At 57.8% G+C, this 14,860-nt stretch carries 11 protein-coding genes and 2 riboswitches; of the genes, 4 read left to right on the top strand and 7 right to left on the bottom strand.

All coding sequences use genetic code 11. The features are described from left to right. A complete protein-coding gene (gene lpxB, locus OQ273_RS09160; RefSeq protein WP_267990139.1) occupies positions 1 to 1,197 on the top strand; it encodes a lipid-A-disaccharide synthase in 1,197 nt (398 codons plus the stop codon). Positions 1,198 to 1,223: 26 nt separating this feature from the next. Here lpxB and gcvP read toward each other — a convergent pair whose 3' ends face one another. The 3 genes from gcvP to gcvT are packed head-to-tail and all read right to left on the bottom strand — an operon-like array spanning position 1,224 to position 5,569. Next, on the bottom strand, positions 1,224 to 4,055 hold the full coding sequence (gene gcvP / locus OQ273_RS09155) for an aminomethyl-transferring glycine dehydrogenase (protein ID WP_267990138.1): 2,832 nt from the start codon (positions 4,053 to 4,055) through the stop codon (positions 1,224 to 1,226). A gap of 27 nt (positions 4,056 to 4,082) precedes the next feature. After that, complete coding sequence (gcvH, locus tag OQ273_RS09150; protein ID WP_267990137.1) at positions 4,083 to 4,451, bottom strand: glycine cleavage system protein GcvH; 369 nt, start codon at positions 4,449 to 4,451, stop codon at positions 4,083 to 4,085. Further along, positions 4,451 to 5,569: a glycine cleavage system aminomethyltransferase GcvT gene (gcvT, locus tag OQ273_RS09145; RefSeq protein WP_425493367.1), complete on the bottom strand. Its 1,119-nt coding sequence runs from the start codon at positions 5,567 to 5,569 to the stop codon at positions 4,451 to 4,453. The genes gcvH and gcvT overlap by 1 nt, the downstream gene beginning before the upstream one ends. A 37-nt stretch (positions 5,570 to 5,606) precedes the next feature. Further along, a riboswitch (glycine riboswitch) is annotated at positions 5,607 to 5,702 on the bottom strand. Between the two features lies 1 nt (position 5,703). Beyond that, positions 5,704 to 5,799: riboswitch (glycine riboswitch) on the bottom strand. 133 nt (positions 5,800 to 5,932) lie between these two features. Between gcvT and OQ273_RS09140 the strand changes: the two genes are divergently transcribed. After that, complete coding sequence (locus OQ273_RS09140) at positions 5,933 to 6,829, top strand: alpha/beta hydrolase (protein WP_267990135.1); 897 nt, start codon at positions 5,933 to 5,935, stop codon at positions 6,827 to 6,829. A 47-nt stretch (positions 6,830 to 6,876) separates the two neighbouring features. On the opposite strand, the gene glnA is transcribed toward OQ273_RS09140, so the two are convergent. Together glnA and OQ273_RS09130 are read right to left on the bottom strand one after the other, a co-directional pair. Then, positions 6,877 to 8,286, bottom strand: coding sequence for a type I glutamate--ammonia ligase (glnA, locus tag OQ273_RS09135; protein ID WP_267990134.1), 1,410 nt, complete (start codon positions 8,284 to 8,286; stop codon positions 6,877 to 6,879). 56 nt (positions 8,287 to 8,342) lie between these two features. Further along, positions 8,343 to 8,681, bottom strand: a complete 339-nt coding sequence (locus tag OQ273_RS09130; RefSeq protein ID WP_267990133.1) for a P-II family nitrogen regulator — start codon at positions 8,679 to 8,681, stop codon at positions 8,343 to 8,345. A 368-nt stretch (positions 8,682 to 9,049) separates the two neighbouring features. Here OQ273_RS09130 and OQ273_RS09125 point away from each other — a divergent pair, with 368 nt between their 5' ends. Further along, the gene (locus OQ273_RS09125; RefSeq protein ID WP_267990132.1) at positions 9,050 to 10,570 is read left to right on the top strand and encodes an NAD(P)H-hydrate dehydratase; all 1,521 of its coding nucleotides are present in this window, start codon (positions 9,050 to 9,052) and stop codon (positions 10,568 to 10,570) included. 4 nt (positions 10,571 to 10,574) lie between these two features. Continuing rightward, positions 10,575 to 10,934, top strand: a complete 360-nt coding sequence (locus OQ273_RS09120) for a cupin domain-containing protein (protein WP_267990131.1) — start codon at positions 10,575 to 10,577, stop codon at positions 10,932 to 10,934. Here OQ273_RS09120 and OQ273_RS09115 read toward each other — a convergent pair. Then, positions 10,931 to 11,743, bottom strand: a complete 813-nt coding sequence (locus OQ273_RS09115; protein ID WP_267990130.1) for a DUF72 domain-containing protein — start codon at positions 11,741 to 11,743, stop codon at positions 10,931 to 10,933. The two genes, OQ273_RS09120 and OQ273_RS09115, sit on opposite strands and share 4 nt — an antisense overlap. A gap of 20 nt (positions 11,744 to 11,763) precedes the next feature. Beyond that, positions 11,764 to 14,685 (bottom strand): excinuclease ABC subunit UvrA, encoded by a 2,922-nt coding sequence (gene uvrA, locus OQ273_RS09110; RefSeq protein WP_267990129.1) that lies wholly within the window; start codon positions 14,683 to 14,685, stop codon positions 11,764 to 11,766. Positions 14,686 to 14,860 lie beyond the last annotated feature (175 nt).

Here is a 14,860-nt window from a genome sequence, read left to right as displayed (position 1 = left end):
ATGTCGTCCCGTCCGCTCAAACTTGCCATCATCGCCGGTGAACCGTCCGGCGATTTGCTCGGCGCCGATCTGATAGCATCGCTGCACGAACACTATGGCGCGGTCGAGTTGATCGGGGTGGGCGGCGAAGCCATGGCGGCACAGGGGCTGAAATCGCTTTTCGATTACCACGACCTGTCGATCGTCGGCGTCGGCCAGATCGTGGCGCAGCTTCCAAAGCTTCTGTCGCATCTAAGGAAGGCATCCAGGGCCGTGATAGCCGCGCGACCCGATGTGCTTGTCATCATCGACAGTCCCGAGTTTACACACCGGGTTGCCCGGCGTGCACGGGCGACGTTGCCGGATTTGCCGATCATCAACTATGTTTGCCCCACCGTATGGGCTTGGAAGCCGGAACGTGCGCCTCGCATGAGAGCCTATGTGGATCACGTTCTGTCGATCTTCCCCTTTGAAGCCGAAGTCGTGGAACGCCTTGGTGGCCCACCATTGACCTATGTCGGTCATCGCCTTGCCACCGATGCATCCTTGCTGGCTGCTGCCTCGCATCAGCGGTCGCGGCGCGCGCTGACGGTGTCCCCTGAAGAGCCCGTGTCCCAAGAGCCGCTATGCCTGATTATGCCCGGCTCGCGCAGCGGCGAGCTCAAGAGGCTTCTCCCCGACTTTTCTGAAACAGCGCATGTGCTGGCCGAGCGGATGCCGGGCGTGCGGTTTCAGATACCGACCCTGCCACGCCTTGAAGACAAGGTGAGGGCAGGCGTGGCCGAATGGACTGTGCCGGTCCGCGTGACGACGTCTGCGGAAGAGAAGGTAGAGGCATTTGCCCAGGCAGACGTTGCACTCGCGGCATCCGGAACCGTTTTGCTTGAGCTTGCGCTGGTTGGCGTTCCGTGTGTTTCGGCCTATCGGGTCGATCCCTTGTCGATGTTGATTGCTCATCGCATCACGGCCTGGACGGCCGCATTGCCGAATTTCATTGCCGACTATCCACTTATCAACGAGTACATGGCCCAGATGATCAGGCCGCCCCTGATAGCCCGGCGTCTTGAGAGACTGCTTCACGAATCGGCCGAGCGCCACGAGATGCTGCAGGGCTTTGACATCGTGCGCGAGAAAATGACCGTGGACAAACCACCGGCGGACATAGCGGCCGCCGTGGTTGCTGAACTGATAAGCCCCGCAACCACCGGCAGTTCCTGATTGTTTAATCCACGGTTCTTGGAATGCTAGCTCGCCAACTGTTCTATGGGCGGGCACGTACAGACAAGATTCCTATCTCCGAATACATTGTCCACGCGGGCGACCGGAGGCCAGTATTTCGATGACAGTTGGGCCGGCCCGGTTGGTGCGACGGCTGTCATCGCATCATATCCGTGCTCCCAGGAAACAGCTTCAACGGCCGTATGCGGCGCGTTGACCAGGGGATTGTCTTCCCGGGTCCATTCGCCGGTTTCGATGTGGGCGATTTCTTCGCGGATCGAAAGCATTGCGTCACAAAACCGGTCGAGCTCGGCCAGCGGTTCGGATTCCGTCGGTTCGATCATCAGGGTTCCGGCAACCGGCCATGACATGGTCGGCGCATGGAAACCGTAGTCGATCAACCGCTTCGCAATATCCTCGACACTGACGCCGGCGCTTTCCTTGAAAGGGCGCGTGTCGACAATGCATTCATGCGCGACCCGATCCTTGTGGCCGCGGTAAAGAATGTCAAAACGCCCCTCAAGACGAGCGGCCAGATAGTTGGCGGAAAGCACAGCTATCTGCGATGCGCTCTTTAACCCCGCCGCGCCCATCATGCGGATATACATCCAGGAAATCGGCAGGATTGATGCACTGCCGAACATCGCCGCCGCTACGGCATTGCTGTCCGTATCAAGCGGATCACCCGGAAGAAACGGCTTCAGATGTGCGGCAACGCCGATCGGTCCGATGCCCGGCCCACCTCCGCCGTGCGGTATGCAGAAGGTTTTGTGCAGATTCATGTGGCAGACATCGGCCCCGATGTCGAAGGGCTTTGCAAGTCCGATCATCGCATTGAGGTTCGCCCCGTCGAAATAGACCTGACCTCCATGATCATGCACAACCTCGCAGATGTCCTTGATTTGCGTCTCGAAAACACCGTGCGTCGATGGATAGGTGATCATCAGTGCAGCCAGCTTATCTTCATGCTCCTTGGCTTTCGCCTTCAGATCATGGATGTCTACATCTCCGGCCTCGGTGCAGGCGACCATGACGATGCGCATACCCGACATGGACGCGCTTGCCGGGTTTGTGCCATGTGCAGAAGACGGTATCAGGCACACATCGCGATGCTCATCCCCTTTAGAGGCATGATAGTGACGAATAGCGGCCAAACCGGCGAATTCGCCTTGGCTGCCGGCATTGGGCTGCAAGCTGACGGCCGCGAAACCCGTTATTTCGCACAGCCAGCTTTCAAGGTCGGCGATCATTTTGCGATAGCCGGTGCTGTGCGGTTTGGGCGCCAGCGGGTGGATATTGCCGATTTTGCGCCAGCTGACCGGCGCAAGTTCCGCCGCGGCATTCAGCTTCATTGTGCAGGATCCAAGCGGGATCATGGCCCGATCGAGCGCCAGATCCATATCCGCCAGCTTCCGCAGATACCGCATCATCTCCGTTTCCGAACGGATAGCGTTGAATATGGGTTGAGTTAGGAATGCTTCATGACGTGTTTGCGGTGGCAGATGTCCTCTATCGCCAGCGTCAGTAGCCTCAATTCCGAAAACCTCGCACAAAGCCTGGAAGTCCGCCTCGGACGTGGTCTCGTCAAACGACAGTCCGATCCTGTCTCTGTCGATTGTCCGCAGAAGGTAGCCGGCATCATGCGCACGCTTGTGTATGTCTTCCGCTTTGCCCTCGGTTCGAACGGTAAGCGTGTCGAAGAAACGGTCGGACACGAGTTCGAAGCCCGCTGCAACCAGGCTTTCAGCAAACCTGCTGGCGTATCTGGCGGCACGTTGTGCGATCGCGCGAAGCCCGTCCGGTCCGTGCCAGATGGCATAGGCGGCCGACATGTTGGCCAGCAAAGCTTGTGCGGTGCATATATTGGATGTGGCCTTGTCTCGGCGTATGTGCTGTTCCCGGGTCTGAAGCGCCAGCCGGTAGGCGGGATTGCCACGCGCGTCGACCGACTCGCCTACGAGCCGTCCGGGCATGAGGCGGGTCAACGGTTGCGATACGCCCATATAAGCGGCATGCGGGCCACCGAATCCCATGGGTACACCGAAGCGCTGAGCCGAGCCGACAACTATATCCGCACCCCAGTGACCGGGCGGTTCAAGCAAGGTGAGGGCAAGCGGATCCGTCACAACAATCACCAGCGCGCCGGCTTTCTTTGCCGCATCCACATGTTCTCTCGGGTCTTCGAAACATCCGAACGTATCAGGCCATGAGAAAACAACAGCAGCAGTGTCCTCGTCAGGTTCTCCCTCGGCGATCTTGATGCCTAACGGCTCCATTCGGGTTGCAAGGACTGCAGCCGACTGCGAATGGAGGGGCGACGCAATTTTGACGGTATGCCGCTTCATACGATGATGGCGATAGGCGATGCCCGCGGCCTCCGCAACGGCTGTTGCCTCGTCAAGCAGCGAGGCATTGGCAACGGGCAACCCCGTCAATTCGCTGACAAGCGTCTGGAAATTGAACAGCATCTCCAGACGGCCTTGGCTGATCTCCGGCTGATAAGGCGTATAGGCCGTATACCAGGCGGGATTTTCAAACATGTTGCGTTGAATGACAGCAGGAACACGGCACCCATAATAGCCTTGTCCGATAAAGGAGCGTGCTTCCACATTCTGTTCAATGATGCTTCTGAGTTCTTCGAGAGCGTCATGTTCATCTGAAGGTGACGGAAGGTCCAGTTCGCCGGACAGGCGGATCTGTTCAGGAACCGTCTGATTGATCAGCGTTTCAACCGACGGCACGCCGATTGTCGTCAACATGGTTCTGACATCTGCAGGTGTCGGTCCGTTGTGCCGGGCTGCAAAAGGCAGGACCTGATCCGTGGATTCCCTTGCCTTCTTGTGGCTGTGCGCTGTCATCGTTTTCTCCAGCAACTGTTGATCGGTCTAGCCGGTTGTGGCGTCATAGGCGGCCTTGTCCATCAGGCCCTCGAGTTCTGCCTTGTCGTCGAGCCGTAGCTTCATGAGCCAGCCGTCTGATTCAGCGGCCTCGTTAATCAGCCCGGGTTCTGCCTCGAGCTTGTCGTTGACAGCCAGTACCTCACCGCCGACCGGGGAATAGACGTCGGAGGCCGCCTTGACCGATTCGACCACAATAACCGTCTCGGCCTTCGCAACCTTGCGTCCCGCTTCGGGCAACTCAACGAAAACAATGTCGCCAAGTTGTTCCTGCGCGTAGTTGGTTATGCCGACAACAGCCTGATCGCCATCGACGCGGATCCACTCATGATCTTCGGTGTAGAAGGTTGTTCCCATTATTGTTCTCCTCGATAGTAATTGTGCGCCACAAAGGGCATTTTCTCGACAGAGCAGGCGAGCCGTTTTCCGCGAACCTCGGCGAAAACGCGGTCTCCAACTGTTCCATGGTCAGAATGAATTCGGGCAATGGCTACCGGATGCCCGCAGGATGGTCCGAACCCGCCGGAGGTTACGATGCCGACTGCCGCGGCTTCCGTCTCCTCACCGGCGTATAGGTGCGATCCCGCGCGCACCGGTGCACGGCCATCCGGTTTGAGACCAATACGCTTTTGACTGGCTCCGTTCGAAACCACCTCGCGGAGGGCATCGGCGCCGAGATAGGTGCCGCCATTTCTCAAGTCCTTTGGTACAGCCCAGATCAAGCCGGCGGTAACCGGATCGGTTTCCTCGTCCATGTCCTGACCGTAAAGGGGAAGGCCGGCTTCGATCCGCAGGCTGTCGCGCGCGCCAAGGCCAATCCATTCGACGTCCGGCATATCCGCCAATTGTCTGGCGAACGGCTCCGCTGCCTCAAGCGACAAGGCAATTTCAAACCCATCTTCCCCGGTATAGCCTGAGCGGGAGATAAAGGTTCCGTCATCAAGCTCCTTAACCTGCATGAACAGGAGCTTCACGACCTCAGGAAATATCTTCCCGAGTGTCGCGGCTGCCTTCGGCCCTTGCAGCGCCAGAAAGACGCGCGGAATCTGCGTAACCTGAGCATCGAAGTCTTCTGCGAGCAATTCAAGATGCGCGAGATCCTTTTCGGCGCAGGCACCATTGGCCACGACCAGGTAACGGTCGCTCTCCAGCCGACTGACAATCAAGTCGTCGATCATCCCGGCATTTTCGTTAAGCATGAAGGTGTATCGACCTGTTCTGCATCCCTGTGCCGCGGATGCATAGGGGCAGGCACGGGCAACAAGGTCGGCGGCCTGTGGTCCCCGCACCTCGAGATGCGCCATATGCGAAATGTCGAACAGTCCCGCCGCTTCTCGGGTATGAAGATGCTCCTTCATAACGCCAAGCGGGTAGGTGATCGGCATGTCATAGCCCGCAAACAGCCCGAAACGGGCGCCTGCCTCGGTATGAAGATTTTTGAGCGGTAGCTGTTTTGCCATTCTGGTTCCAAACATAGTTGCGCATGTCCGCACTCTCGTGCGGAGCGAGCGCCCCTCTGTCTGGAGCCTGAGAGACTCGCGCAACCGGAACTCTGTCGGCGACGCTTACACCTTCGGCGCGGGACGGCTGTCCCGACTTTCCAGAGTGCCTATCGTCTACGGTCCTTTTGCCTGAGAGATTATGGGCATTTTCCCCTTCGGCGGCGGCAATTTCTGCAAATCCCGCTCTCTCCCGCAGTCGACATTTGGTGTTCACAAACACCAACAGGCGGTGGCAAGCTTAGTAGAATAATGCTGAACTGTCATCTATTGTTGGATCAATTCACTGTTGGTTGATCAAACGACATAAATTCCCCTGCCTGCGGGCGGTAAACTGGCATGCAGCCGATGAATTTCCGTATCTTCCTCGCCGTTTTGATGTCCATTGTCGTTTCCGCGACGGCGGCCAATGGCGAATCAATACAGGTGCGCCCGTATAAGGACCGCCTGTTTGCCTATCCCAAGGTGCTGGAAAGCCGGGATGGCGGAGCCTTCGTGAAAATCGACTACCGCAGCGCGCGCGACATAAACAAGCGCGATCAGGTTCCTGAACTGCGTGCCCGCAGAGACTACGTATCCCTGCGGCCAAAGCGGCAACAGCGTACCTTGACAATTCGTTCACCCGAGGCGGCGGTTGAAACCTATGAGGTGGGTGCGGCCAAGAAGGCCAAGTTCGCGGTCATCTTTATCCATGGACGTGGCGGCGACCGCAGGCTTGGCGTCAAGGACTGGACATTTGGCGGAAACTTCAATCGCCTGAAGAACCTCGCCGTCAGGAATGGCGGGGTCTATTATTCCCCGACTATTCCCAGCTTTGACAGGGTAGGCCTCGAGCACCTCAAGACGCTTGTCACCTATATCAGGCGCACTGCTCCGCGCGCCCCGATTGTCCTGGCCTGCGGCTCAATGGGCAGCCTTTTGTGCTGGCAGGGCAGCAATGACCCGGGAATATCGTCGCGATTGTCCGGCATCGTTATTCTAGGCGGGACGGGTGATGAGTCATTCTTGCGTAGCGCCGCCTATCACGCCAGGGTGCCGGTTCTATTTGCCCACGGAAGCGGTGACAGTGTCTATGACTGGCGCGGCCAGCACGCGCTGTATGAGCGGGTGCTCTATGCAACGCAGCAGGCGTATCCGATCCGATTTGTTCTGTTTCAAAGCGGCAGCCACGGCACCCCGATAAGGATGGTTGACTGGCGCGACACCCTGAACTGGATGTTCAAGGTCGGAGGATAAAAAAACCGGGCGCGAACGCCCGGTTTCAAATTTCGCTTTTATGTGCGTTAGACGGAGTAGTACATGTCGAACTCAACCGGGTGCGGTGTGTGTTCGAAACGGATGACTTCTTCCATCTTCAGTTCCACATAGGCGTCGATCTGGTCGTCCGAGAAGACGCCACCGGCTGTCAGGAACTCGCGATCAGCGTCGAGGTTTTCGACGGCTTCACGCAGGGAAGCGGAAACGGTCGGAATTTCCTTCAGTTCCTGCGGCGGCAGGTCGTAAAGGTCCTTGTCCATCGCATCGCCCGGATGCAGCTTGTTCTTGATGCCGTCCATGCCGGCCATCAGCATGGCTGCAAAGGCCAGATACGGGTTGGCCGTCGGGTCGGGGAAGCGAACTTCAACACGCTTCGACTTCGGCGATGAGCCGAAAGGTATGCGGCAGGACGCCGAACGGTTGCGGGCCGAATAGGCCAGAAGAACCGGCGCCTCGTAACCCGGCACCAGACGCTTGTAGGAGTTGGTGGACGGGTTGGTGAAGGCGTTGAGCGCTTTGGCGTGCTTGATGATGCCACCGATGTAATAGAGGCAGGTTTCCGAAAGGCCGGCATATTCATCGCCTGCAAATGTCGGCTTGCCGCCTTTCCAGATCGACTGGTGAACGTGCATTCCGGTTCCGTTGTCGCCATAGACCGGCTTCGGCATGAAGGTTGCCGTTTTGCCGTAAGCGTGCGCCACCTGGTGGACGACATACTTGTAGATCTGCAGCTTGTCGGCATTGCGGGTCATCGTGTCGAACATGATGCCGAGCTCATGCTGAGCGGCAGCCACCTCATGGTGGTGCTTTTCAACGGTAACGCCCATCTCGGCCATCACGGTCAGCATTTCAGAGCGCATGTCCTGGGCGCTGTCGACCGGCGGTACGGGGAAATATCCGCCCTTTGTCCGCGGACGGTGGCCGAGGTTTCCGACCTCATATTCCGCATCGGTATTGGACGGCAGTTCGGAGCTGTCGAGGGCAAAGCCCGTATTGTAAGGGTCGGTTGAGAACCGAACATCGTCGAAGACGAAGAACTCGGCTTCCGGGCCGACATAAACCGTATCGCCGACGCCGGATGCCTGAAGGTAGGCTTCAGCTTTTTTGGCTGTCCCGCGCGGGTCGCGGTTATAGGGCTCGCCGGAGATCGGGTCGAGGATGTCGCACATGATTGCCATGGTGGACTGTGCGAAGAACGGGTCGGTATGAACCGATGCGGTATCGGGCATCAGAACCATGTCGGATTCATTGATGGCCTTCCAACCGGCAATCGACGAACCGTCAAACATGACGCCATCGGCAAACATGTCTTCGTCAACGACACTGGAATCCATCGTAACGTGCTGCATCTTGCCGCGTGGATCGGTGAAACGCAGGTCGACAAACTTGATGTCGTTGTCTTTGATCTGCTTGAGGATATCAGAGGCACTGGTCATTTATTCTTCCTAGTCTCCAGAGTGATTGTAGTCTTGCACCGACGTATCGGTGCGGATCAGATTGCATCGACGCCGGTTTCACCGGTCCTGATGCGGATAACTTCTTCGACGCTCGATACAAAGATCTTTCCGTCTCCGATACGGCCGGTCTGCGCCGCATTGCGGATCGCTTCGATTGCCGCTTCGACGGTGTCGTCAGCCAGTACGACTTCTACTTTGACCTTCGGCAGGAAGTCGACGACATATTCGGCGCCGCGATAGAGTTCCGTATGGCCCTTTTGCCGTCCGAAACCCTTGGCCTCGGTAACGGTAATACCTTGCAGGCCGACTTCTTGCAGGGCTTCCTTCACCTCGTCCAATTTGAATGGTTTTATGATTGCTTCGATCTTTTTCATTACAGAATGTCTCGCTGCTGAATCCACGTAAGCGAAAGTAATTCCGGCGTTGCGGAGTTATATCCACCCACACACGCAAATGCATGTGCCGTGCCAGTTTGAAATCCCTGCGGCATTTTTTCCTAGAAAGGCGTCCCGTTGTGACCAATTTCATCGAATGCCAGTGACGAATGGGCGGAAATGGGCTCTTTGTGTTAGCAGGTTGATGCGGCTGCGTATGATCTGCCTAAAAAATAGCCGCCACGCTTTGTCTAATTAATGTGCAAATGCACAAAAAATAATCAGAAATGATGGTGCTGGACTATTCCCCAATTCAAGCTGATTGTTATGGTCTTGCCAGCGACGACTCGTAAGGAAAACGCCTGCCAATGCCGCCTCACACTTACCATGCACCGCTGCCAATCGTGACACCGCAAACAATGGGGCGCATTGACGCAGCGGCCATCGGTTCGGGCATAGAGGGTTACCGCCTGATGCTGATTGCCGGCTCGGCGATCTCCGCATGTGTACTTGAGTACTATTCCGAGGCAGTGGGTGCCATCGTGCTGTGCGGACCGGGCAATAATGGCGGTGATGGCTATGTTGCCGCCCGATATCTCGCCGAAGCCGGTATGCCCGTGCTGCTCTATTCCAGTATCGAGCCGGAACGGTTGAAGGGTGATGCTGGCCGCGCGCGCGCGGATTGGAGCGGGCCGGTGTATCCGCTGGAGGAATTGGATTGCATGCCCGGCTATGTTGTGGTCGATGCCCTTTTTGGAGCCGGTCTTGATCGTCCGATTGAGGGTCTGATTGAAGAAACGATAGCGGCAATCACAGCGTCCGCTTTGCCGGTTGTTGCCGCCGACCTGCCATCCGGAATTTCAGGCAGGACGGGACAGGTCCAGGGCACCGCACTGCAGGCTGAGCACACGGTTACCTTTGCAGCCCTGAAACCGGGGCACCTGCTATTGCCTGGCGCCGGGTGCTCCGGTGAAACACATCTTGTCGATATCGGAATTCCCCGACGGGTCATTGATGAACATAATGAGGCCATGTGGCGCAATGATCCGGCGCTCTGGGGCGCGGACCTGCCGGTGACAGGAGCAGCCGGCCACAAGTACACAAGGGGTCATCTGTGTGTGTTCAGCGGATCGTTCTCGCACACGGGTGCGGCCCGGCTGGCCGCCCATTCGGCGTTGAGGTCCGGAGCGGGTCTCGTCACCGTGCTTTCTCCTTCCTCCGCGGTCGCGGCGAACGCCTCCCATCTGACCGCCGTCATGCTACGCAAGGTGGAGGATCAATCTGATCTTGACGAATTGCTCGTCGACCAGCGCTTGGGAGGCTTTGTTCTCGGGCCGGGTTTCGGCATAGGCGAAAAGCTGAGACAATTCGCATTGAGCATCGTGAAGGCCGGCCGCTCTTGCGTGCTGGACGCGGACGGAATTTCCGCCTTCAGCGATGGTCCCGAGATGCTTTTTGCGCTGTGCCGGGAAAACCCTTTAAACACGGTGTTGACGCCGCATGACGGCGAATTTGCCCGTCTGTTTCCTGATCTTCATGCCGATGCGGAACTGTCCAAGGTCGATCGCGCAAGAAAAGCTGCGGAAAGAGCCAATGCCGTCATCCTTTACAAGGGAGCAGACACAGTGATCGCTGGACCGGACGGTCGGGTCGTCATCAACAACAATGCGCCGCCCTGGTTGGCGACGGCTGGATCCGGTGATTGCCTGGCGGGTATCGTCGGAGCGCTTCTTGTACAGCAGATGCCGCCGTTTGAGGCTGCCGCTGCAGCGGCCTTTCTCCATGGCGAGGCCGGGAAAAGGGCAGGGGAAGGGCTGATCGCTGATGACCTGCCGGACGCCATACCGCCCCTCACGCATTACCAATCCGATAATCGAGGGCGGGGATAAAGCCGTGGTTCAGCAAACAGGCAAGCCTGTCGTCGGCAATCTGACTGCCGGACTTCCCGCCGAGATCCTCAGGGAGGAAGTTTTTGATGTCCTCCATGCGCGCTCGAACCTGCGCATCGAGCGCATCATCTCGACAGGACAGATGACCCCGGAGGGCGAATGGTACGACCAGGACGACGACGAGTGGGTCGCCGTCATCGAAGGTTCGGCAAGGCTGCAAATAGAAGGTGAAGGCGACGAACGGGAACTCGGTGAAGGGGATTGGATATTTCTACCTGCCCATTGCCGCCACAGGGTGACCTGGACCCGGCAGAGACCGCCGACAGTCTGGCTGGCAATCCATCATCGACCGGATGAGGATTAGAGCGCCGTACCGCACCGCTCCTGCATGGCCATGGCCGCCTGGGGCGCACGGACTTTGCCTTCGTGAATGAAGTAGACATAAACGTCGCGGGACTGCTGTTCAACCGGACGATTTGCATCGGCGTAAGGCAGGTCATCCGGGACAAGCCCCTGTGCCCACAGGCTCGCACGCCGTGCCCATTGGTCCAGGTCTTGCGCCGTATAAGCCGTCGGGATATCGTCCTGTCCCTTCTGAAGGCGGGCATAGACGAAGGGCGCCGTCACATCGGCTATTTCCGGATATTTATGATGATCAGCATAGACGATTGCGATCCCGTGACGCGCGGCAAGTGCAATGAATTCGGGCGTACCGAAACTCTCGTGCCGCACCTCGACCGCATGCTTTAGCGCGATTCCGTCACGGGAGGACGGCAGCATCTCCAGAAATGCTCCAAAGTCGTCCGGGTCAAACTTCTTGGTCGGTGCAAACTGCCACAAGAACGGACCCAGATGGTCGCCGAGTTCCGTGACGCCCGAACCGAGGAACCGTTCCAACGATTCCGCGCCTTCAGAGAGCACCTTCCGGTTCGTGACAAACCGGTTTCCCTTGACGGAAAAAACAAACCCATCCGGTACATCCGCCGCCCACTTGGCAAAGGTTGCGGGCTTCTGAGAGCCGTAATAGGTGCCGTTTATCTCGATCGTTTCAAGCTGACGGCTTGCATAGTTCAGTTCATCCTTCTGTCGCAGATCATCAGGATAAAACGTTCCGCGCCAGGGTGCGAAGGTCCATCCGCCGATGCCCGCTCTGATCATGCCGGATTCAGTCATTGCGGTTCTCCAGGTTTGTCCTATTCAGCCGCTTCGACGTTCTTTGTTGAGGGACGTCTTTCAAGCAGTTCCTTCAGGAAGTGCCCGGTATACGATCGCGTCTCCTCCACAACGTCCTCCGGTGTGCCGGTGGCAACGATTTCGCCGCCACCATCTCCGCCTTCGGGGCCGAGGTCGATGATATAGTCGGCCGTTTTGATAACTTCGAGATTGTGCTCGATCACCACCACGGAATTGCCCTGGTTGACGATCTCATGCAGCACATCGAGCAGTTTCGCCACATCATGGAAATGCAGGCCGGTTGTCGGCTCGTCCAGAATATAGAGCGTTCGTCCGGTTGAGCGCTTGGACAGTTCCTTTGCCAATTTGACGCGTTGTGCCTCGCCGCCGGAGAGTGTGGTCGCCTGCTGGCCGATCTTGATATAGCCAAGACCGACGCGGCGCAGCGTTGTCAGCTTATCCCGAACCGCAGGTACGGCCGAGAAAAACTCGCATCCTTCCTCGACGGTCATTTCCAGGACATCGGCGATGGATTTTCCCTTGAATGTCACCTCAAGGGTTTCGCGATTATATCGTCTGCCGTGACATACATCGCAGGTGACGTAGACGTCCGGTAGGAAGTGCATCTCGATCTTGATGACGCCGTCGCCCTGACAGGCTTCGCATCGCCCGCCCTTGACGTTGAATGAGAAGCGCCCGGGTTGATAGCCGCGTGCCTTGGCCTCGGGCAGTCCTGAGAACCAGTCGCGGATCGGCGTGAAAGCCCCGGTATAGGTCGCCGGGTTTGATCGCGGCGTCCTGCCGATCGGCGATTGATCGATGTCGATTACCTTGTCGATATGCTGAAGCCCATCGATACGTTCATGGGCTGCCGGATTATCGCGTGCGCCCATCACGCGTCGCGCTGCCGCCTTGTAGAGGGTCTCGATCAGGAAGGTGGACTTGCCTCCGCCGGAAACGCCCGTGACGGCCGTGAACACGCCAAGAGGAATGCTGGCGCTGATATTCTTGAGATTGTTCGCGCTGGCGCCAACGACGGTGATCTGCCGTTTTTTGTCGATCTTTCTCCGTTCTGCCGGAACGGCCACTTCCTGTGCACCGCAAAGATATTGCCCGGTCAGCGAACTCGAAGATGCCATGATCTCCTGCGGCGTGCCTTGAGCAACGATTTCGCCGCCATGAATGCCGGCGGCCGGTCCGATATCGACAACATGATCGGCCGTCAGAATGGCGTCCTCGTCATGTTCGACAACGATCACCGTATTGCCGATGTCCCTTAGATGTTTCAGCGTTCCAAGCAGGCGCGCGTTATCCCGCTGGTGCAGTCCGATCGAAGGTTCGTCCAGCACGTAGAGAACACCGGTCAATCCCGAGCCGATCTGCGAGGCGAGGCGGATGCGCTGGCTCTCACCACCGGACAGCGTTCCCGAATTGCGCGAGAGCGTCAGATAGTCCAGTCCGACATCGTTGAGGAATTTCAACCGGTCCCTGATTTCCTTGAAAATACGTCCGGCAATCTCGTTCTGCTTGTCGGTCAGCCTGGCGGGCAGGTCTTCAAACCAGGCGCCGGCGTCGCGAATGGACATCTCAGTGACCTTGCCGACATGCAACCCGTCGATTTTGACAGCCATGGCTTCGGGCTTCAGCCGATACCCTTTGCAACTGGGGCAGGCGGCGGCGGCCATGTACCGCTCGATTTCCTCGCGCGCCCAGGATGAATCGGTCTCCTTCCAGCGCCTCTCTAGATTGGGAATGATGCCCTCGAAATTTTTGGAGGTTTTATAAGAGCGCAAACCGTCGTCGTAATGAAAATCGATCTTGTCTTTCGTTCCGCGAAGGATGGCCTCCTGTGCTGCCTCGGGCAGTTCGTTCCACCGGTCACCGAGCTTGAAACCGAAATGGCGGCCAAGCGCCTCCAGCGTCTGTCCGTAATAGGGCGAGCTTGATTTGGCCCAGGGCGCCACCGCGCCGTCGCGCAGCGTCCGGCCGGGTTCGGGGATGATCAGCGCCGGATCAATCTTCTGTTGGGTTCCAAGACCGTCACAGGTCGGGCAGGCGCCGAACGGGTTGTTGAAGGAAAACAGTCTCGGCTCGATCTCGGGAATGGTAAAACCCGAGACGGGACAGGCGAATTTCTCCGAAAAGACCAGCCGCTCATGGGTCTCGTTCTTTGATTTGTTTGCGCTGCCGCCGGAGGTCGCCTCTTCGGGCAGGGGCTTGTCGGCAAGTTCGGCTACGGCGAGCCCCTCAGACAACGTCAAACAGGTTTCCAGACTGTCTGCAAGGCGTGTGGCAAGATCCTCGCGCACAACGACACGGTCGACAACCACATCGATATCGTGTTTGTACTTTTTGTCGAGCGCCGGCACATCCGCGATCTCATAGTAGACACCGTCCACCTTGACCCGCTGGAAGCCCTTTTTCATCAGCTCTGCGAGTTCCTTGCGGTATTCGCCCTTACGGCCCCGCACCAGCGGCGCGAGTATATAAAGACGCGTACCCTCATCCAGCCCCATGACGCGGTCAACCATCTGGCTGACTGTCTGGCTTTCGATCGGCAGGCCCGTGGCCGGCGAATAGGGCACGCCAACCCGTGCAAAGAGCAGGCGCAGATAGTCATAGATTTCCGTAACGGTGCCCACGGTCGAGCGTGGATTGCGCGACGTTGTCTTCTGTTCGATGGAAATGGCCGGAGACAGACCGTCGATCTGGTCGACATCCGGCTTCTGCATCATTTCCAGAAACTGGCGCGCATAGGCCGAGAGGCTTTCGACATAACGCCGCTGGCCTTCCGCATAGATCGTATCGAAGGCAAGGGACGATTTACCGGACCCCGAAAGACCGGTCATAACGATCAGCGTATTGCGCGGAAGGTCAAGATCGACGCTCTTTAGATTATGCTCGCGCGCGCCGCGGATCGAAATGGTCTTAAGTTCGCTCATGGTCTCCGTCCGCAATCAGGCTGATCTTCTGCGCGCCGCGCGTGATGACACAAATCCGTGGATTGAATGCGGAAGTGAATCTAGGAGCCGGATACCCAAAGTCGAGATACACACGCCACATTGCCTCAAGTTCATGACCCAAGCTGAATCATTTGACAAGGCACAATAGTCGAAC

This window comes from Hoeflea prorocentri, from assembly GCF_027944115.1.
Classification (GTDB): Bacteria; Pseudomonadota; Alphaproteobacteria; order Rhizobiales; family Rhizobiaceae; genus Hoeflea_A; species Hoeflea_A prorocentri.
The sequence above is the reverse complement of the archived record's forward strand: the minus strand, read 5'-3'. Positions and strand labels throughout refer to the sequence as shown.